This is a genomic window from Bradyrhizobium sp. CCBAU 051011, assembly GCF_009930815.1.
In the GTDB taxonomy this organism is placed as follows: Bacteria; Pseudomonadota; Alphaproteobacteria; order Rhizobiales; family Xanthobacteraceae; genus Bradyrhizobium.
On record NZ_CP022222.1, the window covers coordinates 6,927,788 to 6,949,067 of the forward strand.

Annotated in this window: 29 protein-coding genes and 1 tRNA gene; 11 read left to right on the forward strand and 19 right to left on the reverse strand. The window is 59.6% G+C overall.

The features are described from left to right. Positions 1–750 precede the first annotated feature (750 nt). A tRNA-Ser gene (locus ACH79_RS32580) sits at positions 751–840 on the forward strand. Positions 841–1,235: 395 nt separating this feature from the next. Then, positions 1,236–1,457, forward strand: coding sequence for a hypothetical protein (locus ACH79_RS32585; protein ID WP_161854607.1), 222 nt, complete (start codon positions 1,236–1,238; stop codon positions 1,455–1,457). On the opposite strand, the gene ACH79_RS45230 is transcribed toward ACH79_RS32585, so the two are convergent. Then, the gene (locus ACH79_RS45230; RefSeq protein WP_161854608.1) at positions 1,450–1,713 is read right to left on the reverse strand and encodes a DUF2934 domain-containing protein; all 264 of its coding nucleotides are present in this window, start codon (positions 1,711–1,713) and stop codon (positions 1,450–1,452) included. The genes ACH79_RS32585 and ACH79_RS45230 overlap by 8 nt on opposite strands. Before the next feature lie 256 nt (positions 1,714–1,969). On the opposite strand from ACH79_RS45230, the gene ACH79_RS32595 reads away from it, so the two are divergent. Both ACH79_RS32595 and ACH79_RS32600 read left to right on the forward strand, forming a co-directional pair. Beyond that, positions 1,970–3,061 (forward strand): IS5 family transposase, encoded by a 1,092-nt coding sequence (locus tag ACH79_RS32595; RefSeq protein ID WP_161853322.1) that lies wholly within the window; start codon positions 1,970–1,972, stop codon positions 3,059–3,061. Between the two features lie 205 nt (positions 3,062–3,266). Continuing rightward, the gene (locus tag ACH79_RS32600) at positions 3,267–3,407 is read left to right on the forward strand and encodes a hypothetical protein (protein ID WP_161854609.1); all 141 of its coding nucleotides are present in this window, start codon (positions 3,267–3,269) and stop codon (positions 3,405–3,407) included. A gap of 404 nt (positions 3,408–3,811) precedes the next feature. Here the strand turns inward: ACH79_RS32600 and ACH79_RS43315 are convergent, their stop codons facing one another. Together ACH79_RS43315 and ACH79_RS43320 are read right to left on the reverse strand one after the other, a co-directional pair. Next, positions 3,812–3,985, reverse strand: a complete 174-nt coding sequence (locus ACH79_RS43315) for a hypothetical protein (RefSeq protein ID WP_202639089.1) — start codon at positions 3,983–3,985, stop codon at positions 3,812–3,814. A 138-nt stretch (positions 3,986–4,123) separates the two neighbouring features. Continuing rightward, positions 4,124–4,324, reverse strand: coding sequence for a hypothetical protein (locus tag ACH79_RS43320; protein WP_202639374.1), 201 nt, complete (start codon positions 4,322–4,324; stop codon positions 4,124–4,126). 383 nt (positions 4,325–4,707) lie between these two features. Here ACH79_RS43320 and ACH79_RS32605 point away from each other — a divergent pair, with 383 nt between their 5' ends. The 5 genes from ACH79_RS32605 (at position 4,708) to ACH79_RS32620 (ending at position 8,265) form a co-directional block, all read left to right on the forward strand. Beyond that, a complete protein-coding gene (locus ACH79_RS32605; RefSeq protein WP_371419307.1) occupies positions 4,708–4,935 on the forward strand; it encodes a hypothetical protein in 228 nt (75 codons plus the stop codon). 225 nt (positions 4,936–5,160) lie between these two features. Further along, on the forward strand, positions 5,161–5,307 hold the full coding sequence (locus ACH79_RS43325; RefSeq protein WP_202639090.1) for a hypothetical protein: 147 nt from the start codon (positions 5,161–5,163) through the stop codon (positions 5,305–5,307). Between the two features lie 1,197 nt (positions 5,308–6,504). Continuing rightward, positions 6,505–6,753 carry a DUF3551 domain-containing protein gene (locus ACH79_RS32610; protein ID WP_161854610.1) on the forward strand — a complete coding sequence of 83 codons (249 nt, stop codon included), beginning with the start codon at positions 6,505–6,507 and terminating at the stop codon, positions 6,751–6,753. 770 nt (positions 6,754–7,523) lie between these two features. Next, positions 7,524–7,748, forward strand: coding sequence for a hypothetical protein (locus ACH79_RS32615; protein WP_161854611.1), 225 nt, complete (start codon positions 7,524–7,526; stop codon positions 7,746–7,748). Positions 7,749–8,016: 268 nt separating this feature from the next. After that, entirely contained in the window at positions 8,017–8,265 is a 249-nt protein-coding gene (locus ACH79_RS32620; protein WP_161854612.1) for a hypothetical protein, read from the forward strand. 286 nt (positions 8,266–8,551) lie between these two features. Here the strand turns inward: ACH79_RS32620 and ACH79_RS32625 are convergent, their stop codons facing one another. After that, on the reverse strand, positions 8,552–8,737 hold the full coding sequence (locus ACH79_RS32625; protein WP_161854613.1) for a DUF3606 domain-containing protein: 186 nt from the start codon (positions 8,735–8,737) through the stop codon (positions 8,552–8,554). Between the two features lie 176 nt (positions 8,738–8,913). On the opposite strand from ACH79_RS32625, the gene ACH79_RS32630 reads away from it, so the two are divergent. Together ACH79_RS32630 and ACH79_RS32635 are read left to right on the forward strand one after the other, a co-directional pair. After that, a complete protein-coding gene (locus ACH79_RS32630; RefSeq protein ID WP_246738224.1) occupies positions 8,914–9,207 on the forward strand; it encodes a hypothetical protein in 294 nt (97 codons plus the stop codon). Between the two features lie 166 nt (positions 9,208–9,373). Next, positions 9,374–9,583 carry a hypothetical protein gene (locus tag ACH79_RS32635; RefSeq protein ID WP_161854615.1) on the forward strand — a complete coding sequence of 70 codons (210 nt, stop codon included), beginning with the start codon at positions 9,374–9,376 and terminating at the stop codon, positions 9,581–9,583. A 166-nt stretch (positions 9,584–9,749) separates the two neighbouring features. Here ACH79_RS32635 and ACH79_RS32640 read toward each other — a convergent pair whose 3' ends face one another. From ACH79_RS32640 to ACH79_RS32710, 15 genes are all read right to left on the reverse strand, one after another. Next, positions 9,750–10,112 (reverse strand): hypothetical protein, encoded by a 363-nt coding sequence (locus ACH79_RS32640; RefSeq protein WP_161854616.1) that lies wholly within the window; start codon positions 10,110–10,112, stop codon positions 9,750–9,752. Further along, positions 10,109–10,294: a hypothetical protein gene (locus tag ACH79_RS32645; RefSeq protein WP_161854617.1), complete on the reverse strand. Its 186-nt coding sequence runs from the start codon at positions 10,292–10,294 to the stop codon at positions 10,109–10,111. The genes ACH79_RS32640 and ACH79_RS32645 overlap by 4 nt, the downstream gene beginning before the upstream one ends. Further along, positions 10,291–10,497, reverse strand: coding sequence for a hypothetical protein (locus ACH79_RS32650; RefSeq protein WP_161854618.1), 207 nt, complete (start codon positions 10,495–10,497; stop codon positions 10,291–10,293). The genes ACH79_RS32645 and ACH79_RS32650 overlap by 4 nt, the downstream gene beginning before the upstream one ends. Further along, positions 10,469–10,951, reverse strand: a complete 483-nt coding sequence (locus tag ACH79_RS32655) for a hypothetical protein (protein WP_161854619.1) — start codon at positions 10,949–10,951, stop codon at positions 10,469–10,471. Before ACH79_RS32655 ends, ACH79_RS32650 begins: the two co-directional genes overlap by 29 nt. Next, on the reverse strand, positions 10,948–11,205 hold the full coding sequence (locus ACH79_RS32660) for a hypothetical protein (RefSeq protein WP_161854620.1): 258 nt from the start codon (positions 11,203–11,205) through the stop codon (positions 10,948–10,950). Before ACH79_RS32660 ends, ACH79_RS32655 begins: the two co-directional genes overlap by 4 nt. Beyond that, the gene (locus tag ACH79_RS32665) at positions 11,202–12,425 is read right to left on the reverse strand and encodes a hypothetical protein (protein ID WP_161854621.1); all 1,224 of its coding nucleotides are present in this window, start codon (positions 12,423–12,425) and stop codon (positions 11,202–11,204) included. The genes ACH79_RS32660 and ACH79_RS32665 overlap by 4 nt, the downstream gene beginning before the upstream one ends. A gap of 436 nt (positions 12,426–12,861) precedes the next feature. Beyond that, complete coding sequence (locus ACH79_RS32670; RefSeq protein WP_161854622.1) at positions 12,862–13,008, reverse strand: hypothetical protein; 147 nt, start codon at positions 13,006–13,008, stop codon at positions 12,862–12,864. Further along, entirely contained in the window at positions 13,005–13,253 is a 249-nt protein-coding gene (locus tag ACH79_RS32675; RefSeq protein ID WP_161854623.1) for a hypothetical protein, read from the reverse strand. Before ACH79_RS32675 ends, ACH79_RS32670 begins: the two co-directional genes overlap by 4 nt. Positions 13,254–13,414: 161 nt before the next feature. Beyond that, the gene (locus tag ACH79_RS32680; RefSeq protein WP_161854624.1) at positions 13,415–14,086 is read right to left on the reverse strand and encodes a hypothetical protein; all 672 of its coding nucleotides are present in this window, start codon (positions 14,084–14,086) and stop codon (positions 13,415–13,417) included. 84 nt (positions 14,087–14,170) lie between these two features. Further along, positions 14,171–15,529, reverse strand: coding sequence for an AAA family ATPase (locus ACH79_RS32685; protein WP_161854625.1), 1,359 nt, complete (start codon positions 15,527–15,529; stop codon positions 14,171–14,173). A gap of 458 nt (positions 15,530–15,987) precedes the next feature. Further along, a complete protein-coding gene (locus tag ACH79_RS32690; protein ID WP_161854626.1) occupies positions 15,988–16,188 on the reverse strand; it encodes an AlpA family transcriptional regulator in 201 nt (66 codons plus the stop codon). 83 nt (positions 16,189–16,271) lie between these two features. After that, on the reverse strand, positions 16,272–16,727 hold the full coding sequence (locus ACH79_RS32695; RefSeq protein WP_161854627.1) for a hypothetical protein: 456 nt from the start codon (positions 16,725–16,727) through the stop codon (positions 16,272–16,274). After that, on the reverse strand, positions 16,724–18,007 hold the full coding sequence (locus ACH79_RS32700; RefSeq protein WP_161854628.1) for a site-specific integrase: 1,284 nt from the start codon (positions 18,005–18,007) through the stop codon (positions 16,724–16,726). The genes ACH79_RS32695 and ACH79_RS32700 overlap by 4 nt, the downstream gene beginning before the upstream one ends. An 889-nt stretch (positions 18,008–18,896) precedes the next feature. Continuing rightward, positions 18,897–19,082, reverse strand: a complete 186-nt coding sequence (ccoS, locus tag ACH79_RS32705) for a cbb3-type cytochrome oxidase assembly protein CcoS (RefSeq protein ID WP_161854629.1) — start codon at positions 19,080–19,082, stop codon at positions 18,897–18,899. Further along, positions 19,082–21,274 (reverse strand): heavy metal translocating P-type ATPase, encoded by a 2,193-nt coding sequence (locus tag ACH79_RS32710; protein WP_161854630.1) that lies wholly within the window; start codon positions 21,272–21,274, stop codon positions 19,082–19,084. The genes ccoS and ACH79_RS32710 overlap by 1 nt, the downstream gene beginning before the upstream one ends. Positions 21,275–21,280 lie beyond the last annotated feature (6 nt).

Consider the following 21,280-nt stretch of genomic DNA (forward strand, 5'->3'; position numbering starts at 1 on the left):
CAGCGCCACGATTCATCGTGTATGCATCCTTCGTCTTAGGCCTTTCTGTGCCGCTTTCAGACAATCTGTTGCATCAAATCACCACTCACGACCGATCTGCGATTCCGCCCGGTGAATCTTTTTGACTGTGCAACGGTGGAGTCGTTCTGTGGATCGCAGGGGCGCAAAGGATTTGTGCGATGATCGAGACGGTTACAGCGGTGATGGGCCTGGTGAGCGCAGGCATTTTCTTAGCCCATGCATTTGAAGGCTATCGTTACAGAGCTTGAGTTTTGACGGCCGGGGTTCGGGTAGCCCGCCCGGACTTCAGACAGAGAAATGGCGATAGTTCGGATCAGGGATTCGGAAAGCTTTAATAAATTCGGACGAGCATCTGGTGTGGTAGGTGTCCCATGCGCAGCCACGACATAGTCTCCAACGGATTTCTCGCTCTGACGACGGCCAGTTTCGTGCTCCTCTGCTCGGGCCTGCTGGCAGTTGCATTCGGCTAGCGAAACGCCCGAACCAATTGGGGCAGCGATGCCGGGACGATGCGTCCCGGCGAAATTGGCAAGTGCCGACAGACCGCCGGCTAAGCGAACTGCCGCTGATCCGTCACCACCCTTTCCCGGTGCGTGCAGGGTGGCTTCTCCGGCTCAACCAGCGATACTGGTTCTTCGTGCCTACCGCCCCGGTGTTTCCCGACAAATCCAGTTTTCTTCTCTTGTGCTCCCACCTTCGCATCGGCTAAGCGCTTGATCGTAAAGGCAAGGAAGGGTGGCCGAGTGGTTTAAGGCACCGGTCTTGAAAACCGGCGTGCCTGCAAGGGTACCGTGGGTTCGAATCCCACCCCTTCCGCCAGAAATAGATTTAACTATCTGATTTTATTGTATTTTGTATCCTGCGACTGGGCCTACGCACAATCAAGCGCACAAACGGTTCTCGATGATCCAGATACCCTTTTTGCCGTCGGCCTTGCAGTCGTCGCAATCATTATTGCCGTCGGCAAGCTAATTGAGCGGGTTTGTCGCCCTCCGAGCGCGGAGGCAGACAAATGGATATAGCCCTCATTGTGATCGCGGTTTGCGTCGCCCTGTACGTCGCTGTTCGGTTGACGCTGCGAAACTACTTTCCGCCGGATACATGACCCGAACGCCCGGCCCCTTATGCAGGGCTGGTAAGAGCTTCGGATCCTGGAACCGGGCCTACGTGCAAAGCATTTATGGCTCTCTCAGTGTCTCTTTTGGAAGCGGCAGATGCAAGAATACCGCGCCTACATCATGGGGCCGGACGGCCACGTACAGAGCCGCATCGACATCCGTTGCGATGATGAGGCCGAGGCCATCAGGCTCGCCCAGCAGCTCGTTGATGGTCACGACGTGGAGCTATGGCAACTGGATCGACAGATCGAGACATTCAGACACACGTCCGAGCGGCCAATCCTGAGGCAGTCGATTACTGCCGATGGCGCTAACTGAGCTCAGACTCGGCTTGAAGCCAAAACTCCAAGTCGCGGTCTGCAGGGCACCCGTTCTGTTCCCAAATTTCCCGGGCGCGTGCACTGATCGCCTGCTTTGTGCGTCTCGCCTCCAGACGCTGCCGCAACCTCTGCCTTAGCTCTTCAATCCAAGCCGTCAGTCGCTCCACGGTCGTCTGATCATTGATACGCGAGACAATCCGGGTCGCTTGGTCGATCTTGCGTTCTAGTTCCCGGGGATCTTCACTCTGATCCATGTACCATCTCCATCTAAATAAGACGGTTCAGGTCACAGCTTTGTTCATAGCGATGATGGAAATTCTAGGCGGCCGATGCACGATGGGACTCCCTAGTGGACCCCTCAGCGTTTGTGCCCGTTGCACCTCCAATCAGGCCAAGGAGGAACTCCCCATGATGAAGATCGCTTTAGCAGGCTGCTGAAAAAGTCGTTTTGCGAGGCGATCGGAGTGTGATTCTGTGCATGTGGTTGATTCCTTTCGACTGAGGATCGGGATGCGCGGCGAAGATGAGCATGCGGAACGCCTTTTCAGCTACGTGCGGCTGGAGACACGGATCCCTACGGACCATCCGCTGCGAGCGATCCGGGAGCTTGTTGACGCGGCGCTGAAGGATTTGTCGCGATCGTTCGATCGACTGTATGCGCGCGAAGGACGGCCGTCGATCCCGCCGGAGCGGCTGTTGCGAGCGCTGCTGCTGCAGGCGTTCTACACGGTGCGCTCGGAACGGCAGCTGATGGAGCAACTCGACTACAACCTGCTATTTCGCTGGTTCGTCGGCCTGTCTGCGGACGATACGGTGTGGGACGCGACCGTGTTCTGCAAGAACAGGGACCGCCTGCTCGACGGTGATATCGCGGCGAAGTTTTTCGCGAGCGTTCTCAACCTTCCGCAAGTGAGCAAGCTGCTGTCCAGCGAGCACTTCTCCGTCGACGGCACGTTGATCGAGGCCTGGGCCAGCATGAAGAGTTTTGTGCCGAAGGATGGCGATGGCAGACCGCCGGCGGCCAAGGGCAGTGGCGGGCGCAACGCCGAGCGCGACTTCCATGGCGAGAAGCGCAAGAATGACACGCATTCTTCGAACACTGACCCGGATGCCAGGCTGTTCCGCAAAGGCGCCGGCAAGGAGGCCAAGCTCTGTCACATGGGTCATCTGATGACGGAGAACCGCAACGGGCTGATCGTCGATGCGCGACTGACCGAGGCCAACGGCACCGCGGAGCGGACCACCGCGCTCGACATGATCGAGGATAATGCCAAGCCTGGCAGCACGGTGGGCGGTGACAAGAACTACGACACTGCCGACTTCGTCGCAGGCTGTCGTGAGCGCGGCTGCACCCCGCATGTCTCCCAGAACAATGCCAATCGCCGCTCGGCGATCGATGCGCGCACCACCCGTCATCCCGGCTATCGCATCAGCACGATCAAGCGCAAGCGGATCGAGGAGCCGTTCGGCTGGATCAAGACCGTTGGCGGGCTGCGCAAGACACGCCATCGCGGCCGAGGATTGGTCGAGTGGTTCTTCGTATTGACCGCGACCGCCTACAACCTCGTTCGCATCCCGAAAATTCTGGCAACGACGGCATGAGTCTGTCTGGAGCATCGAAAATGAAGCAAAATCGCCTCCGAGACACCGCCTACGGCGTCGTTCAGACCTCGGAAGTCGCCGCATCCTCGCGCCGATCAAGAAAATCGCTCCTGCAATCAGCTTTTTCAGCAGCCTGTTAGTCGTGGCGGCAGGTGTGCTGATGACCGCCCCGCTCGTCACTCAGGTTAAGGCCCAAGGTGTCAAGATGGCCCAAGTCGATATGCAGACCGGGCGGCATTTCGAAGACCGTGACGACCGCGACTATAGGGACCGTCGCCGTTACGACTCCAACGCCACAGTTGGCGTCGGTCCAGGCGGTGTCACCATCGGGACAGACGAGACGTGAAGATTGACCACGGATCGATCTAACGTTTAGTACCAGCGTCCTCGGCCGTACCACCCGCCGCCGCCAATCAGCAGAATAACAAGCACAATAATGAGAAGTGTGGTGGTATCCATGAGCCTTACTCCGCCTGCTGCGTAAACGCAGTGCGCAGCTTGGAATTCTAACTGTTGATAACGTTTAACCGTTGGGTCCGGTTCCGAGACCTTGCGTGGCGAGATGGCACGTCATCAGCCGAAGTAGGTAATGCGCGCAGATTGACGACAGGATCGTCAAGCCCTGCCGCACCGTCATGCGTGACGCTGCCGACGACATGGGCAAGCGGGCCGAGGCACGGCGTATACGCCTTTTGGCGTAGGAGGCCAGCCTCCGGGTAGTCAGCCAACGCCATACGGCTTGTTGAGAAATTAATCGCGATTGCCCAGCGCCTTCTCCGCGTATTGATCAATCGCGACGGTGATCGCCTGAACGTGTTGATAGCAGTGGCCTTCACGGGCGGCCCGCTGGCGAAGTTCAGCAAGCGCGCGAATCCATGGCGAGTCATCCGCCTTGTCGCCGTACCATTTCAATTGTTCGCGCATCACCAGCTCCGACCGCCCAACCCTTTCGTTGGACCGCCCTGCACACACTCTCGTTCTTAAAAGAGACAGCCGTGGCGCGGGGCAGGGTTACGCCACGACTGTCCCAGTGCGCCCATCATGCGGAAAGCGCAAATCTTTCTACCGGGAAAAAATGGCAATGAAGAGCAGAAACAATGGCGGGCGCAAGCCCGACACGATGGTTCCAGAGCACGGATTACAGCGCGTCTTTCCCGGTTCGCCGACGCCGTAGGGCTTGTTGAGAAAGTAATCGCGGTTGCCTAGCGCCTTCTCTGCGTACTGATCGATCGCGACGGTGATCGTCTGAACTGTTGGTAACATCAATCGTTGCCCAATTAGTGTCAGGAAACCGGTGCTCCGTACCCTACCCTTTCTGGGGGGCCGCCATGGAGCTCGAGCTGAGAAGATTGCCTCTGTTCAGGACCAATCAAACCATGACTGCCGTTTCTGCGGCGGAAGGCTCACTCTCCTCAAAACGATCATGGAATCTGAAAGCGGAGACGTCATTCATATATTTGAATGCGGATAGTGCGGAGAGCGCATTTGGAAGGACTAGGCTAGAAGTCCGCTACTGGGCGGCTAGACCTCATTTGGCGGCCCGACGCACGACGTTTCCGGACGACACGCGCCGGGCCCTGCCACCCCCGGTCACCCCCCGGAATGGCTAATTCAGGTTGGATCCGATTCTTGTCAGAATTGGGCGCATGCCACGAGAGAAGAAGATCACCTTCGGAGAGATGCGAGAGGCCGGCGTCTTTGGCGTCGTCGTCTTCTGCAGCGACTACCATTGCAGCCACTCCACCAGCCTGCCCGCCGATCGTTGGCCAGACCATGTTCGGCTCTCCGATATCGAGCCGCATTCGTCTGCAAGGCGTGCGGCAAGCGCGGTGCCGATGTGCGGCCTCTCTATGGCGCAGCCCAAATGGGCCTAGCCGGTCGTAGCTAAGCCCTTCGTCTTCGGGCCAGCAACTCGAAACGAACAAGAATAGCTGTGCAAGCGGCTAGCGCGCCCAAGGCCATCAAAAGAACCGTCGTGAGCATGGGAAATCTCCAGCCCGATGATTCGCAATTTCTTAAACTGTGAATTATCTCGGCCGAATATTTAAGAAGAAGTTAACATCCCGCCTTCCTGACGGCGGCAAGCTTAGAAGAGATCAATGACCGTCTTTGTCTATGTCAACACGGGCAAGCAGGTTGGTGACCCCGAGCATATCAAGGTGTTCGCCAATCAGGACGCTGCCGAAACGTGGTTTGCGGAGAACGATCCGGAAGGCGTTGCGTTTGAATATGAGGTTCTGGAGTGAATCGACTAGACCCCAGAAACCCGCCGGGGTTGAGATCGGCGGGTTTCCGTACTCTCGCGGGGGCTTGGGCGTTGCCGCGATTAGGTCATGCATACCAATCTGGAGTTTAACGGTTCACTAAGTTTGCATCGGCCGGCACCCGTCACCCCTACCCGCTGATCAGCCGGCACGTCCCCACCGTTAGAAACGGGCACTGCCCACGGCGGTGCAGTCGCCAAGCCCGTCCCATGGCGCATTGGAATGACGGCCCCAGCCTCCTCCCCCCGTGGCTCGGGCCGTTTCTCCGAAGCTTGGCATAGACATTGCTCCAGCATGTATTTCGAGACCGGCGGCGTCTTTATTTGGACGAAACCGTTTTCTCACGCGAGGAAAACGTCCTGAAACAATGGGCGAGCTATCCTTGTCTCCAATGATCAGGGGATGGCCAAAATGCAATACTTATTCGAGCTGATTTGGACGCAGTCATGCAGCAGATACCTGGCCTCAATGGGGCCAGCAGGAGGCTCAGCGATGCGTTCGAATTGTGAAAACGTGACGAGGTAATGCCGAGTTGGAATGAAGCGCTTTGAAGTCAGGAAGCATCGAGTTCAACGGGCGCACGATCGCCTGTCTAATTCGCAACCAGTCCGCCACTGGGGCGTCGCTGGAGGTGGTCGGCGCAATGGGCATCCCGACGCAATTTACCCTTCTGATCGTTGCTGATCGCTTGAGGTGCGGGTGCACTGTGATATGGCGAACCGAACGCTTGATCGGCGTCAAATTCCACTAAGCTTATGTGTCGAAGGGATTAACCCGCCAGAGTTCAGGGTATGACAAAGAGGCCGGCCCGGTTCTTGTTTTCCCCGATAGTGTAGATTCTGCGCTCGTTAGGGCGCGCAAGGGGACGGCTCCGGCACGCGCACTCCCAGCTTCCGCGCCGGGGCCGTTTCGGACTGGGTATCCTCATTGGCACGACCAGAAACCTATTGCTTGAGCAACCTATTGCCCTGGTACACCCGGTTTGAGGACCCAAGGCTACAGGATGATCTTGCTATGACGGTTTTTGTCTACGTAAACACCAGCAAGCAGGTTGGCGACGCCGAGCACGTCAAGGTGTTCGCCACCACGGACGCCGCGAAAAAATAGTTCGAAGAAAACGATCCCGAAGGCGTTGCCTTTGAATATGAGGTCTTGGAGTGAGTGCTGAAGGAGGCTCTGATGCGCATCCTGGTCTTGGCGATTTTGGCGATCGGGATAATCTCAATGGGGCCGGCGGCTGCCCAGATGTACGATCCGGCTTATCCGGTTTGCCTGCGGGTATACGGCCCGGCCACCTATTACGAATGCGGATACACGTCGCTGCCTCAATGCAACGCGTCGGCATCGGGCCGCTCGGCACAGTGCGTCATCAATCCATATTTCGGGGGCGCGCAAGCGGGTTATCGGCGGCATGGCCGGGTCTACTAAAGTGAACCGGATTGGCCGCAGGACCGCCTATGCGATGGTTGTCATCTTGGTTCTGGCGATCGCATGGCAAGTGCTAGGATCGCTGTAGGCCCGCCAGCGTAGGCCGCCCCAGTTTGGCACTGCGCGGGCGGCCCGGCGCACGACGGTTTTGGACGACACGCGCCGGGCCTTACCCACCGGAATGGCCCATTCAGGCTGGGTGTGATTCTTGGCAGAATTGCGCACCCTAGGGACCGTAGGTCGCAAGGCCAGTAGGCAACCGTCACTCAACCGGCGCGTTTGAATGCCGGCCCCAGCCCCTTTCGTAGGAACGAACTCTCAACGCCTTGCGTTGTGTGAACGCTCCGTGAGGCGCGTACCATGAATAACACGGATCAGGACACGGTATTGCGAGCTATGGAGGACGCCAGGCGCATCCTCGCAGAATACATCGCGCCAGGTCCACACGACGCTACACGTACAGTGCACAGGCTCATCGCCGTCCTCGATAGAGATGAGGTTGTCCTTGCTCTCGATCGAATGAAACGGCGCCGAACTCTTCGCCTTGTGGAATAGAGGCGCGCCCGGGGGTTAAGGCCCCGGACACTTCCGGACGACACGCGCCAGACCTAACCGTTGCAGGTCGTATCCGACGCCTCGCTGCCCCGTCGCCCAAAGGACTACCCCGCCAAGCCTCTTGACAGGTTGCCGCCCGCGCCTAATTTTTTCGCCGGGGCATCGCCCCTCTAGCCAAAAGGGAAAGCTGTAACGACCGTCAAAGGATGACGACGATGATGGACGAAAACATTGCCCGCTTACGAACCCATCGCAATAATATCGCCCGCTACCGGCGTTTGCTCCAAACCAAGCTTACTGATCTAGAGCGCCAATTTATTGAAAGGCGTCTGTCCGAGGAGCAATCGGATTACGAGCGTTTGGTAGAAGGCACCTTCCCCATGACATTCAAAATTCCGAAGACTCCTGAAAAGCAGCCAACAGCTTACGAGGCTGTCTAGGGCTCGCCAGGAACGGACCTGTAACCGTTCGCGTTGATGCGGGCGCCACGCCCCCCTGCATGGCGCATTGGAATGGCGGCCCCAGCGTTGATTGCCCCCAGGCTGGGGCCGTTTTTCGCGACCTTACTCAAATGTCGCCGCTACTCTCATACCCTTCACGCCGGCAGGCGCCGAGCTGTTCGCCTGAGGTCGGTTTTTCTTTTGTTCAGCTTGGAACGAACCAACGATCTGATTCTTCTCTGGAGCAAAGTCGCTTGGACGAGATCCGATGCCCCATTACTATTTGGATTTGCGCGATGAGGACGATCTAGCGGTTGATGAAGAGGGGCTGGAACTGCGGGACGTCGCGGCCGTGCAGGAGGAGGCCACACGATCCTTGGCGGAACTGGCTGGGAATGCGGTTCGCGGGCCCAGCTATGATGGCAATCGAAACCATCAGATGGCGATTGAGGTCAGAGACGAGACCGGCCCGGTGCTTGAAGTGAAATTCAGTTTTCAGATCAATAGGCAGAAGTAGCGGTCCAAATCGTGCCGACCAGCATTACCGGCAAGGCGCTTTTGCGGGGCGCTGGATAATGCTCCAGGAACACACTATGCCGCGACCTGTAACCATTACGCTTTGGTCCCTCGCTGCCGCGTGTTTATGCGCATTCACATTCGCCGCAGCGATCATGGCGCATTGAGACCGCCGCGGTTGGCGACCCAACTACGAAAGGGCCCCAGCGGCGGCGCTGAGACCCTTCCGAGGTGTCGCACGGGGGGAAGTGCGACATCATTTCAATCACCCACTCCACCAGTGGTTCCTAACGCCCAAGCCGGCGCTCGACCCGCTTGCGACCGCTGCCAACTTTCTTGACGGCCTTCTTCACAGCGCTGGCGGACTTCTTTGTCTTCTTCGCCGTGTAGCGCACTTCATAGTCCTGCCCGCCGGCGACCCGTGCACGGTCCTGCGTGCGTCCGCGGGCTGATTTCTTCTTTGCCTTTGCCATCCTGCAATACCTCCCATTGCAAGCGGCAACGCGTCATCATAGGCGGGGTTCCAATTCCGGCGCGCCGGAACGATTCAGCACAGGTCGATTTAGATTCGCATTGCGTGGAGTTCATAATGCGTAGGTCTAGTTGGACGCCATCAATAGTCCCGAATGACAACGATGAGACGGTTTACTTGGTAGCGGATGATTTCGGTCGATTAGGCCGCGCGTGGTCCGAAGCAGATTACGAAACCACCGACCTCGAAACGGTAATTCAAGACCTGCTGACCGGCCAATATAGCAACCCGATCCGCATCGTCGCCTTCAATACCGCCGAACGTTGGTCGGAAGACGTTTCCGAAGACGTCGCGCACGAATTGCGCCGTCGCTGCGATCTGCAAATGCGCGATCTCCCCCCTACGATCTCTGATTTTGTCGAACGGCATGAGGATCGTGATCGGCGTCAGTTGACCCTTTGGCTAGTTTAACTCAGACTCCCGAGTTGTAACTGGTACGATATCTGCACACATTTGAAGTGCACGCGGTGCCGCTCAATTGGCTGGGTCGATCCGCGTCCGAAATGGACGGAAGTAATAGATTATCAAGGGGCATTTTTTCGCCCTAGTTCATCATTTACTGATCGAGCTTTGTCACATGTCTATTTCTGACGAGTTGGCCAAACTCATTCCTATTGGCGAAGAAAACGCGGTATCTGGCCTGTTGCTTTGGAAGCAACTGAAGATGTGGTCACCGGCGAGTATTAAGCACACTTTGAGGCTGATGGCTCGGGATGGTTTAATCGAACGCAGGCAAGTTCTGCGCGACGGCCACGAGACGACCTTGTATTTCAGGTCGCGCAGTTGATTCAGAATCAAGCCCGATACAAAGGCTGACTGGCAGAACAAGTTCGAGGATCCGGTATCGTTGCCCAGGGCAAGAAGCTGTCACGCTTCGTGACTCCGCCGACTACATCACCAGCTTGCCGAAGATGCGTCCAAAATGTCGAAACACGATCTACGTCCTAATAATGTCAGGCAATGCCCAACGGTTGATGGTTAAGCGGACGATTGAAGTCCGGCGCCTTCGCCTGCCAGGACTCGCGCGTCAGTCGGTACGCTACGCCGCGGGGATCCTCTCCTGCCCCCAAGTGCTGGCGCTTCCCTGTCGGTATTCCGGCCTCGTCGTGCATCACCACCACGTCGTCATGCACCGAATAAAAACCGACAGTGATAGCGCCAGGGTTGTCCCCGAACGGCGCTGCGGTTTGCACCGACACCGCTTTGATGTCAGCTCTTGGCCGTGGCTTCGCTGATTGGCGTGCGGGAGCAAGGGGCACAGTGTCCGCGCGCTTTGCCTCGTCACCACGAGCAAGCAGGGTATCGAGCCAGGTCACGCTCTGCCCTTGCGGAAGTCCACGCCGTAAACGACGTTGCTGGCCGGCTCTTCGATCTCAGCCAGTCGCGCCGCAGCCCTCTCCCGCTGGATCGCGAAGGCCCGTTCCGGTGAGCAATCCAGCTCGGCCTGGATATCCACTGCTTCAGTTATTGCTCCCAGCAGTCCGCCATACTGAATCATTGCTTACTCCCCGCAAGAATGGCGAGTGCTTGCTTGCAGACACAGCCCGGCGCCTTGTTCGTCAGGTCTCGCCGCAGCATTGCAACTGGCAGGCCTTCAAACTGCTTCTTCAGCTCAGCCGCCTTTGCGTCCACAAACGCCTCGGCCTCTGCGCATGTTGCCCTGATCCGCTCGTCAAGCGGCGGCGTGCGATTGATTGCCATCTTCTGCTTTCCCTCGTTGCTGGATTGCTGCGAGCGCCTTCCTGGCATCCGCGGCCTCGTTTTGAGCCCGTCTCACTGCGCGGTCCTGTTCTTTCTCACGCGCAGCCAAGTAGCACTGGACATCGTAAGGAAGCGCCTTGAAGCGCGGCCCCATTGCCTTCGGCCACGAGCGCGGCGGAGGGATCGCGGCAATGCTGCTGATCACCTCCGCCACTGCACCCCCCGCTGTTGGATCGGCGAAGCCGTTAGCGAGGTGCGAGTCGGAAATCTCCTTGACTGCCTCCCAAATCTTTTCGATGGGGGCCACCTGCTCACAATCACGGATGAAGGCCGCGACGTGAACAGGCGCCGCCGGCAACGCACGGACGTTTGCCTGAATGCACCACTTGCCAAAGGCTGTCGGCTCTTCCTGGATGCGAGCGTTCAGCAGTGCCTGCAAAACAGGACTGTTCATCGGCCAGCCTTGATCAAGGTGCTATGCGCCTTACCCAGATTCCGACGCAGCAAGCTTAGTCGGCTGTAGCCCCTCAGATCGCCTTCGACCGATCCAAGCTTGCGCAGATGCTCGTCAAACTGATCAAGCGCCTCCGCCCTCTTGCTATGACCATACAGATGGAAATCGGCTGCGATCTGGTCGGGACCACGACCCTCCCCCGTCCAGTTCCTCGCGGCTTGGTCTACCTGCTGCAGAAAGTCGTCCTCGCTCATGATGCCCTCTTCAAGGATTTGATCTGACCGGCGATGCGCGCCGCCTTGTCACCCTTGGCGGATGCAAGTTGCTTCTGCAGTGCCTGGATCTTGGATGAATGGTCAGTGGTGCTCCGGTTCGGCTGGGAAACGCCAGGCCGCTGGACCGGAGGCAAGGCCTGCGGGACCGCCTTCGGCGCCGCCACCATCCGCCGGTACTTTATTGCATCGGCTGCAAGTCGCTGAAATGCAGGATGGTGGAGTGCCAGGTTTGTTTCTGCTTCACGCGCAAACTGCTCACGCGATAGCCCGTATTCGGCGACGTAAGAAACGAGATCCTCGACCATCTCGGCCTTTTCAGCCATCGTCATCGGGCCAAGCGCCGCATCTGACGCGCGGCTGTACTGCTGGCGCATTGTCTGAAACTGTTGCTGCTGGACCTGGGCCTGCTGCTGTTGCCATTGCGCCTGGGCGCTTTGGAGCTGACTAACCCGCTGCAGTACGCCCATCGCACGATTGAAGCGCTGAGGATCCTGCTGTGACAGGAGATTAAGGGCAGGCTCCCACTGCTCGGCCGGAATGTTGGCCAACTCGGGGAAGTGATCGACCAGGTTCGCCATCGCATACTGGTTTGCGACGTTGAGGGCGTTTGCGTAACTCTGCTGGACTGCCTCAGCCTTGGCAAACTCACCTTCCAGAGCCTGCCGCACCTGCGGAATCTTCAACGCCTTGCGGGTCTCAGGATCGAGACCTTCCATCGTATCGATCGCGTCCGCGGCATCGTCGTTGCCAGGCACGTTCTGCGCAGTCTCGGCCTTGGCGTCTTCCTTGGCCGACATCTCAACGCCGAGCTGCTCCGCAATCTTCGGATCACCCTTGATGACCTTCGCCCGCTCCTCATCGACTTTGTCGGTGAGGGTGGCCAGGTCGAGACCGTCGGCAAACTTCAGCAGATCGGTGCGGGTCGCCGCATAATCCTTGGCCGCCTGCTCGACGGTGACAGCCTCTTTGGTATCAATCTCGCCACGAAGCTCCGTTACCGAAAGCTCCAGCTCAGGCACCTGCGATGCCGCGCGGTTAGCTGCAGCTTGCCGGACAGGATCGCCCTCCGGCGCGTCTTGCTCCGCGGGCTCATCCTTCCTGGTCGTAAAGCCCGCCTTGGCGTTTTCATACTCACGGCCGAATAGCCCTTCGGTGGATGGCGTGAATTGGCCCGTAGCTTCGTCGCGATTTTCGCTCATTGAGCCTCTGTGATGTTGAGAACTACGCAGCCGTATTGACAGGTTGTTGGCTCAAAGTGGCCGCCAAATAGCCCCATTGTGATCGATCCTTCAGTTGGGGCGCTGATTAATTGGTGCCGTGCCATGATGTTGGTCCGAAAAGCACTATTTGCGATGGGTTGTGCATGGGGGATAGTCCTCGCCATCAGCCAGTATGCCAGCATGCTCTTTGAATGAGCGACCACCACGCTCGGAGCCATTTAGAGGGCCGTAAAGCGCGCGTCCGTCGCCGGCGGGTGTCGTGGCAGGATCGAGGCCGGCCGCACGTAGAGCCTCCAGAAGGGCTTGGCGAGTCCATTCGCTAGGCTTGCTCCCTTTGGCACGAGCAGCACGATCAACCAGCGCCGTGATCTCGGGCTGGACGCGGATCGTAATGTTGTCGGAGAAGCGGACGGGCTCAGTCATTGGTCTTAGCCTTGGTGATGCGGTACCCGCGCTGCTGCATCAGTTCGAGCGCAGCCCGGACTTCCATGTCGGATAGCTGGCAAAGCGGGGTGTGCGTCTGGAGCATGCGGGCAAGTTCGCCCAAGTCCTCGCCGCTCATTTCATTATCACCGTTTCAGTGGGGGACAGATCGGCGTCTGGCGCGTAGATCGGCTGGCCGTCAGTGGTGCGGGCAATCTCGACCGGCATCAGCCGCGGACGCTCCAGAGCCTTGCCGGTGCGGGTGATGTGTTCGCCGCCTATCAGCCAATCGAAGACTGCTTGCTGCTCAACGACAGCCAGGCGCCCGAACGGCGTTGCCGTCGCGCACTGCCTCATCAACTCGCCTAGGTGTTTGTCAGTCATGGTGCGATCCCGGTTTCAGTGTAGTGCGCCGGGGGGCACAGAGGTGCCGGGGTCGCCAAATCAGATGCTGACAATGTAAGGCGAACCGATCTGTTTTGCCAATTGTTTTGTACGTAGAGATGTACGTTACGAGACTGAGCTAGACAAACAGCCCGTATTTTCTAGGTAACTTCAGCGTGATTGGCGGAAGATGCATCCGCCGGCTGCCCGTATTCCGCAATCAAAGCGCGGTCGATCACGCCCATCACTTCATCAAGCACTGCATCAGGTGAGCGCTGATCCGCTCTCGGCACCCGCTCCTTGATCATGTTCACAAGGCGAACGAGAATCTCGGGATCGACACGAGCAGGCAATGGGCCGGGATCATAGGTGATCTGTGCAGGCGGTGGCGCCTGTCCGTGCCTTGGATCGATAATCACCCGCTCGATCTTCTGCCAGGATACCGTCAGGTTCTTGGACTCGCTGTCATCCGCTGGCTTGTCGCCATAGGTGCGCGGCGCATACTTCCCCACCAGCCATTTGATGTTGTCGGTCTGCAGCCGGGCCCGCTGCACTCTCGCGTGGTCCGCAACCGCCTTGCCGTTCTCAATGAAGAAGTCGCCGGCATCGTCAAACGAGACCTCAATAACCCTCTCTGCCCAGAAGTCAGCCCAAGCCAACCTCGCGCGCGCGTAATCGTTCTTTAGGTCTTCACGGCCATTCATCCACCTGTAGAACGTCAACCTGCTTGGCATCCCCTCTTCTCGACAGATGCCAGTCAACATCTCTCCATCCATGATCCGTTGCAGAATCTGGTTCGCGATCTCTTTTGAGTATTCAGACGGTTTAGCCATTGGTTCCTGGTCTCTTGATCTTCAGACCTCGGTAACACCGGTAACAGGGGTAACTCTGGTCACAGCGGTAACACCGGTAACTTTTCATTCTCCAGCGTCGGCGTTCCGCTCCTCATAGTCGGCAATCCATCTGTCGATGCAGTAGCGGTGCAGGTGTCGCCGGTAGCCGCCGTGGTGAACCTCCAGGGTCTCGCCGCGCTTCCAGCAGTGATCGCATTTGTGTCGATTGCTGATGACCTCGGAGACGTCGACGCCCAGCTCTTCCGGTGTGAACTGGGAGCGCAACAGGGCAGCGGCCTGCCTGGCAGGCTTGCCATCGATCCAGACGTGGGGCTCGTCGATAAAGTTACCGGTGTTACCGGCCTCCTCGAGATCAGTAACAGGCTCGTCGGGAATTTCTGCTGTCGCAGCAATGGTGTTCGATCGGGTGTTACCGGTGTGACCACTGTTACCGGGGGGCATGGGCTCAAGCCAGTAGCGGCTCTTACCGACCTTATGCACCTCGCCCGCCTTCGCCATTTTGCCAAGCAGACGCTGGACGCTGACACGAGGCTTGCCGGTTGCGGCAACGATCTCGGCCGGTGTCATTGGATCGCCGTGATCCTGAAGCGCGGCAATGATCTGCGATCGCTCGTCCGACCGCCGGACCTCAGCAGCCTCGCCCAGGATCGTCCAGAAACCGCCCGCGAAGAGGAGCGCGGTTTCCTTCTCGTCGACGTCGCGCCCGCGGACGTACAGCGTCTTGCCGTTCTGGTTGGCGTCGAGAACGAGCGTCGTATCGGCACAGGCGCTCAGTCCGTTTGATCCGCTCAGCGCCTCCAGCGGGTCGTCCGCGCCGCCCTTCTTGGTGTGGTGCAGGCCAAGAACCGCTATCCCATGCTCCGTTGCCCACTTCTGCAACGGCGCCCAAGTGGAATAGTCGCTCTCGTAGGCATTCTGGTTCCTGTTGCCCGGCGGTTTGATCCGCTGCAGCACGTCGATCACAACCAACCGTGGCGCCGGCACCTCCAGACGCCACCTGTCCAGCAACTCAAGCAAGCCACCGTCGAGGCGCAGCGGTTCCGTCGCCCATTCCAACCGAGAAAGGTCCGGCCGGTCTCGCTCATTCGGGAATAGTGTCTTGATGCGGCTCTGGATCCGGCGTTCGCCGTTCTCCAGGTCGATATACAGGACGTCGCCCTGCTCGCACATGATGGAGCCCATCGCGACGCCGCCGGTCGCAACAGCGAGTGCCATGTCAATGGCAAGCCAGGTCTTGCCGAGCTTCTGCCGCCCCGCAAGAACCAGAAACCCTTCGCTGAGATAGCCCGGCACCACCCATTTGAGAGGGTCGAATGTTCGGGCCATCAGCTCGACGGTGTTTGTTCGCCGGAGCCGTTCCGGCGTCGACGCCCTCGCATCAAGTCGCAGGATCTGCGCGTCGAGTTGGCGGTTGCTTTCCATCACAGCTTCCAGCCCCTCGCAATGAACGTTGCATTGACTTCGGGCGGTAGACAGCCGGGCGCTACTTCCTCAGTCCATCGAACTGCGGTTTGCGGATCAATCGATCCATTCGCCAAGGCTACCCCGTGAAAGGCCACCTCCTCACGAATGAGTTCGAGTCGCTTGCAGACAGTGCGGAGAGCTGCCAACACGAACTCGCGCTGTTGGTCTGGCGGGGCGTGACCTGCGTCGGTATTGTTCTGCTCATTGCGCCCTCCATGCTCGAATGCGGGAGGGTGTCCGCTTACGGAAACGGTCGCCGATCGGTTCATGCACAACGATATAGCCGCGACCAAATACACTGCGGGCCAAGGCTTGCACGAAGTCGGAAGAGGTCTTATTGTCCGAGCTGTCCGCCAAGACATGCTCTGGAATCGGCCCGCCGCTCAGGTGGGCCTTTTCTTTGGTGGGCATGAGGGTTACGCGGCCTCCAAAGCAGCAGCCACAGCGGCCTTCTGGAACGCCTCGACCTCATCCTCAAACCAAACCACGGCGCGCGCGTCGGGATCGAGTTTCGTCCCCTTCGGGAATTTGCCGTCAGCGATCTTTGCGTAGAGCGTCGGCTTCGCCCATCCGGTGGCAGCAAGCACCGCGGGCAGTCGCATTACCTTCCGAACCATTGTCTGATCTCCTAAGGCCGTAATGGCCTAGGAGCAAATCAATCATAATGCCGGAATCGGCCCCCGAAACAATTGGGGGGAGATCAAACCTTCCGAGCGGCATGCGCGACGACGCGCCTGTAATGGTCCCAGCATTCGTCCGCTTTGTTTGGCGTGATGGCTATTCCGAATGTGCCCTCGCACCAAGCTGCTGCCTTTTCCAAAATGACCTTCTTCGCCCCATATGGGCGCTGCGTCGGCAGTGACATACCGCGGCGCGCCTGCTCTGGGTTCTCCGGGTCGATGATCTCGTTGATGCTCTCGTGAATATCATCGAGCGCTTCCCGACTGCGCCTGCGCAGTAGAACCGGGATCATCTGAGCGCGCTCTTGTTCCGCTGCAATCATGCGCCCTTCTGGAGTAGCGTTGTGGCGTTCAATGGCTTGGTCTTCTGCTTCCGCGAGCCAAAGATTTTCGCAGTGCTCGCCCACCAAGAGGGCTCGCGCGTCCTCCAAGACCGGCTTGCGCCCTTGTCCTCTGCCGGCACCACCGCGGCTCATTTCCGCGCCCCGATCTTGACGACGTTGCTGCCGCCAACCGTCTTGCCGGTGCAGTAGGCAGCCCAATCCGCCATCAGCCGGCGTCGCTTCTCCAGCATGTCGCCGCGGTGGTAGGCAGCCTTGACCTTATCCTTGATGGTGTGCGCCAGTGCCATTTCGGAGAGTTCGTCTCCGTAGGCGGTTTGCTCCATGCACCAATCTTTGAAGGTAGACCGAAAGCCGTGAACGGTCGCCACGTCCGGCGCATAGCCCATGCCCTTCAGCAATTCGGACATGGCAGCGTTTGACAGGCCGGCGTCGGCCTTCCCGCCCGGGAAAAGGTAGTCCCCTTCGGTCGGCACCGCTTCAAGCGCGGCCAGGGCCTGCTTTGTGAGCGGGACGACGTGATCTCGCTTGCGGGCGCCCTTCTTGCCCTTCACCCGCGCCGCCGGGATCGTCCAAAGCTTTTCGTCCTTGTCGATCTCCTTCCATTTGCCGCCGATCGTGTCACCCGTGCGGGCTGCGGTCAGGATGGTGTATTCAAGCGCCCGGGCGCTAACGCCTTCCTTGGCCCGAAGCTTCGCCATGAACGCTGGCATGTCGCTGTAGGGCAATGCGGCGTGGTGCTCCACGGGGGCCACCTGAGACCGCGCTGGCAGGAGCTGGTCAAGATGCCCGCGCCAGGTCGCCGGGTTCTCGCCATTGCGGTAGCCGCGGGCCTTTGCGTAGGACAGAACCGTTTCGATCCTGCCGCGAGTCCGCAAAGCCGTTTCGGTTTTGATGTTCCAGAGCGTTCCCTGACGCCCGTTCTTTTCGGTCCGCTGCTCTAGCACCTTCATGACCAGACCAACGTCGATCGCTGCTACCGGAAGATGGCCCAAGAAGGGATACGCATATGTCTCCAGGGTCGATGCCCACTGACCGGCGTGCTTGTCACTTTTCCAGCCTGACTTGTTCGCCTCAATGTAACGCTCTGCGCATTCCTTGAACGTTAGAGCCTTGGCCCTCTCTACCGCCTGCTCGGCCTTGCGGGCTTTCCGCTCCTCAATGGGGTCGACACCGTCCACAACGAGCCCGTAGGCTGCGTCCCGCTTCTTGCGGGCATCCTTGAGGCTGACCAGCTCGAAGTCCCCCAGGCCCATCTTACGGGCGCGGCCGGCCATCATGTAACGGAAGACCCAGGCCTTGGTCTTGAAGTCGCTGACCTGCAGATAGAGGCCTCCACCATCGCCATAAAGACCCGGCTTAAGGTCCTCTTTCTCCGTGAATTTCACCGAAAGCTTGTTGGTGGGCCGCGCCATCGCATTCCCCCTATGTACGACTCTACGTACAAATATGCGCTAGCTTTCACGGGATGGCAATAGCCCTTGCTGGACTATCCAGACATAAAAAAGCCCCGTAGAATCGGGGTTTCTTGGACTCTATGAGACGAGGCGAGACATGAAAACTACGGACACCCCTTCCGCCAATTTGGCTAAATTACCGAAATTTCTGACCAATTCAGTCTTCTTACCCACACATCTGCCCACCCAGGTTCGCCAGCGGCGACTACCCCGAAGCAAGTAAATGCTGGTGTCGAGCGAACCTCTCGTATTCAAGCCGCGACGGAGTGATCATGGACACTCTCCTCATCGGCGCAGCGATCATCATCGCGCTCTATATCGCGCTCCGTCTGGTGCTGCGGTTCTACTTCCCGCCGGATACTTGACCTTGAGTAGAGAGGCTAACCCCGCTTTCGATCTCACCCTCGCCGGAAGTAGCAACTATCAAGAGTGGCGAATGGATATTGTCCGGCTCGCCACGTTCGTTGACCCACCAACGACTTCTCAGGATGAGGCTCTCAACGAGGTATGGGTAGTTCCCGGTTCGGACATTGGCAGGAGGCTCGATCACACGAGCGGCGATGCCGGGAAACGTGAGTCGGTAGACCTTCCCGATCTTTAGGCTTGATCCGCGCCGCATCCAGCTCTCCTCCGTCCTCGCATTTTTCAGCACGCATCTGAACTCGGTACCTTAACAATAGTTACGAGGGAGAATGGTTAAGAGAGGGTTAATTTGGCCACCAAGCGAGACCTTTCCCTCTTCCGGTCGACATGCACCGAGGCCTTCCCATTCGGGTCACCCACTGGAATGGTCTGTTCAGGCTGCGGGTGATTCTTGGCAGAAACAAGCGCCAGCGAGCCCGAGCACCTAATGACGCCCGCTCACCGTCGAAGACGCCGTCTCCTCCGAAACTGGCTCATCATCGGCAATCGCGCGCCACCCTGCCCCCTCCAAGTCGTCGTACTGGCCGTTCTTGAGCGACCAGAGAAAACCCGCCAGGCCGAGGGCGCCGAGCGTGAGTGCGAGCGGCACGAGAAATACCAGGACTTCCATCAGCAAAGCTCCCTCGCGCCGCGATGGGCGCGCAGCGCGTTCAAGATCACAAGCAGGGACGAGCCCGACATCGCGGCGGCGGCGACCAGCGGCGTGGCGAGGCCTGCGATGGCCAGTGGCACGGCAAGCAGGTTGTAGCCGGCGGCGAGCCACAGGTTCTGCCGCATCAGCAGCAGCGCCTTTTGCGAGAAGCCGATGGCCGCAACGACCGGCGCAAGGCGGTCGCCGAGGAACACCAGATCGGCGGTTGCCTGGCTCAAATGGGTCGCGCTGACCGGCGACATCGAGGCATGCGCAGCCGCCAGCGCCGGCGCGTCGTTCATGCCGTCGCCGACCATCAGGACCTTGACGCCTTGGCGTTTCAATTCCTCGATGCGGACAATCTTGTCCGCCGGCGTGACGCCCGCGCGCCATTCATGAACGCCGAGCTGTTCGGCGGCATGGCGCACCGCAGGTTCGCGGTCGCCCGACAGAATCTCGACTTCGATCCCGGCCCTGACGAGCGAGGCAATAGCGCCGGCCGCATCGGGGCGCAGGCGCTGCCTCACCGCAAAGACATGCCGCGTCTCGCCGTGACGGAAGGCGACGACGGAGGCCTCCGGATCGCGGTGCAGGATCTCGTTGGCGATCTGGTCCGCGCCGCAGAACGACGGCCGGCCCAACCGGACTTCGAGCCCGCGGACGAAACCGCGCACGCCCAGGCCGGCTACCTCCTCTACTCCGGCCAAGGGCGTCCTTGCGCCGGAGGCGCGGGCCACCGCGGCGGCGACGGGATGATGGCTGGCAAGGGCGAGCCGCCCGACGAGCTCGAATACATCTTGCGGCACGTCGACCGCATTGGTGACGTCAAGCTCCGGCAAGGTCAGCGTGCCCGTCTTGTCGAACACGGCGCGATCGACGTCGGCCAGCCGCTCGATGGCATCGCCGGAATTGAGCAGCACGCCGGTGCGGAACATGGCGCCCGAGACGACGGTCTGAACTGCCGGTATCGCCAGGCCCAGCGCACAGGGACAGGTGATGATGAGGACCGAGATAGCGGTAACGATAGCGTCGTGCCAGGTGGCGCCATAGGCCGCCCAGCCCAGCATGGTCAGCAGCGCCGCCGTATGCACCACAGGCGCATAGAGCCGCGAGGCGCGGTCGGCGAGCTGTACGTAGCGGGAGCGCGCCTGCACGGCATTGTCGAGCAGCCGGCTGATCTCCGCCAGCAGCGTGCCTTCGGACGCCGCCGATACCCGCACCCGCAAGGCGCCCGACAGATTGAGCGTGCCGGCATAGACGGCCGTGCCCGGCCCAGCCTTCACGGGCAGAGTTTCTCCGGTGATCAGGCTCTGGTCGATCTTGGACTGTCCCTCGATCACAGAGCCGTCGACGGCCGAGCGCTCGCCCGGACGTAGCAGGACGATGTCGCCGGCCTGTACCGCGGCAATCGGCACGACGCTGATTTCATCGGCGCCGATGAATTTGGTCGCCGTTTCTCCCTTGAGTGCGGCGAGGTTTCCGGCGACCGCCCGCGTCTTGCGGCGCATGCTCTGGTCGAGGTAACGGCCGGCCAGCAGGAAGGCGAGCAGCATCAGCGCGGCATCGAAATAGGCATGCTCGGCGTGGTGGATCGTCTCCATCACCGACATCGCGAGCGCCATCACGATGCCGATCGAGATCGGCACATCCATATTGGTGCGGCGCGCCCGCAAGGCGGTCCAGGCGGAGCGGAAGAACGGCTGCCCTGAATAGGCCGCCGCGGGCAAGGCAATCAGCGCCGACAACCAGTGGAAGAAATCACGCTGTTCCGGGATCATGTCGGTGACATTGCCGGACCATACGGGGATCGACAGCATCATGATGTTCATCGCGGCAAAGGCCGCGACTCCGAGGCAGCGCAGCAGAAAACTCGCCTGCTCGGTCTCGACAGCTTCGGCGCGGACAGGCTCGAACGGATAGGCCTTGTAGCCAAGCTCGGCCAGCCGGTCGATGAAGCGGGCCGGATCGAGCGTACCTTCCTTCCATTCCAGCGCCACGCGGCGGTCGGTCAGGTTGACGCGCGCCAGCGTGACGTTCGGCAGCGCGGAAAGACCGCGCTCGATCTTCGACATGCAGCCCGCGCAATTGACGCCCTCGACTGCCAGATCGATATGCGACAGCCCCGAGCCGAGATGCCGGACATAATGTGAAAAGTCTCGCGTCGCCTGCATTGATCG

Coding starts and splice junctions, on each gene's coding strand:
- ACH79_RS32665 (WP_161854621.1), bottom strand. CDS start 12,425: ATGAGCGAAAATCGCGACGAAGCTACGGGCCAATTCACGCCATCCACC.
- ACH79_RS32650 (WP_161854618.1), bottom strand. CDS start 10,497: ATGGCAATCAATCGCACGCCGCCGCTTGACGAGCGGATCAGGGCAACA.
- ACH79_RS32645 (WP_161854617.1), bottom strand. CDS start 10,294: ATGATTCAGTATGGCGGACTGCTGGGAGCAATAACTGAAGCAGTGGAT.
- ACH79_RS32610 (WP_161854610.1), top strand. CDS start 6,505: ATGCGCATCCTGGTCTTGGCGATTTTGGCGATCGGGATAATCTCAATG.
- ccoS (WP_161854629.1), bottom strand. CDS start 19,082: ATGGAAGTCCTGGTATTTCTCGTGCCGCTCGCACTCACGCTCGGCGCC.
- ACH79_RS32685 (WP_161854625.1), bottom strand. CDS start 15,529: ATGGAAAGCAACCGCCAACTCGACGCGCAGATCCTGCGACTTGATGCG.
- ACH79_RS32670 (WP_161854622.1), bottom strand. CDS start 13,008: ATGAGCGGCGAGGACTTGGGCGAACTTGCCCGCATGCTCCAGACGCAC.
- ACH79_RS45230 (WP_161854608.1), bottom strand. CDS start 1,713: ATGGATCAGAGTGAAGATCCCCGGGAACTAGAACGCAAGATCGACCAA.
- ACH79_RS32585 (WP_161854607.1), top strand. CDS start 1,236: ATGCAAGAATACCGCGCCTACATCATGGGGCCGGACGGCCACGTACAG.
- ACH79_RS43315 (WP_202639089.1), bottom strand. CDS start 3,985: ATGCGCGAACAATTGAAATGGTACGGCGACAAGGCGGATGACTCGCCA.
- ACH79_RS32700 (WP_161854628.1), bottom strand. CDS start 18,007: ATGGCGCGGCCCACCAACAAGCTTTCGGTGAAATTCACGGAGAAAGAG.
- ACH79_RS32675 (WP_161854623.1), bottom strand. CDS start 13,253: ATGACTGACAAACACCTAGGCGAGTTGATGAGGCAGTGCGCGACGGCA.
- ACH79_RS32620 (WP_161854612.1), top strand. CDS start 8,017: ATGCCCCATTACTATTTGGATTTGCGCGATGAGGACGATCTAGCGGTT.
- ACH79_RS32660 (WP_161854620.1), bottom strand. CDS start 11,205: ATGAGCGAGGACGACTTTCTGCAGCAGGTAGACCAAGCCGCGAGGAAC.
- ACH79_RS32635 (WP_161854615.1), top strand. CDS start 9,374: ATGTCTATTTCTGACGAGTTGGCCAAACTCATTCCTATTGGCGAAGAA.
- ACH79_RS32615 (WP_161854611.1), top strand. CDS start 7,524: ATGATGGACGAAAACATTGCCCGCTTACGAACCCATCGCAATAATATC.
- ACH79_RS32710 (WP_161854630.1), bottom strand. CDS start 21,274: ATGCAGGCGACGCGAGACTTTTCACATTATGTCCGGCATCTCGGCTCG.
- ACH79_RS32690 (WP_161854626.1), bottom strand. CDS start 16,188: ATGGTTCGGAAGGTAATGCGACTGCCCGCGGTGCTTGCTGCCACCGGA.
- ACH79_RS32695 (WP_161854627.1), bottom strand. CDS start 16,727: ATGAGCCGCGGTGGTGCCGGCAGAGGACAAGGGCGCAAGCCGGTCTTG.
- ACH79_RS43320 (WP_202639374.1), bottom strand. CDS start 4,324: ATGTTACCAACAGTTCAGACGATCACCGTCGCGATCGATCAGTACGCA.
- ACH79_RS32655 (WP_161854619.1), bottom strand. CDS start 10,951: ATGAACAGTCCTGTTTTGCAGGCACTGCTGAACGCTCGCATCCAGGAA.
- ACH79_RS32600 (WP_161854609.1), top strand. CDS start 3,267: ATGGCCCAAGTCGATATGCAGACCGGGCGGCATTTCGAAGACCGTGAC.
- ACH79_RS32625 (WP_161854613.1), bottom strand. CDS start 8,737: ATGGCAAAGGCAAAGAAGAAATCAGCCCGCGGACGCACGCAGGACCGT.
- ACH79_RS32605 (WP_371419307.1), top strand. CDS start 4,708: ATGCCACGAGAGAAGAAGATCACCTTCGGAGAGATGCGAGAGGCCGGC.
- ACH79_RS32595 (WP_161853322.1), top strand. CDS start 1,970: ATGCGCGGCGAAGATGAGCATGCGGAACGCCTTTTCAGCTACGTGCGG.
- ACH79_RS43325 (WP_202639090.1), top strand. CDS start 5,161: ATGACCGTCTTTGTCTATGTCAACACGGGCAAGCAGGTTGGTGACCCC.
- ACH79_RS32680 (WP_161854624.1), bottom strand. CDS start 14,086: ATGGCTAAACCGTCTGAATACTCAAAAGAGATCGCGAACCAGATTCTG.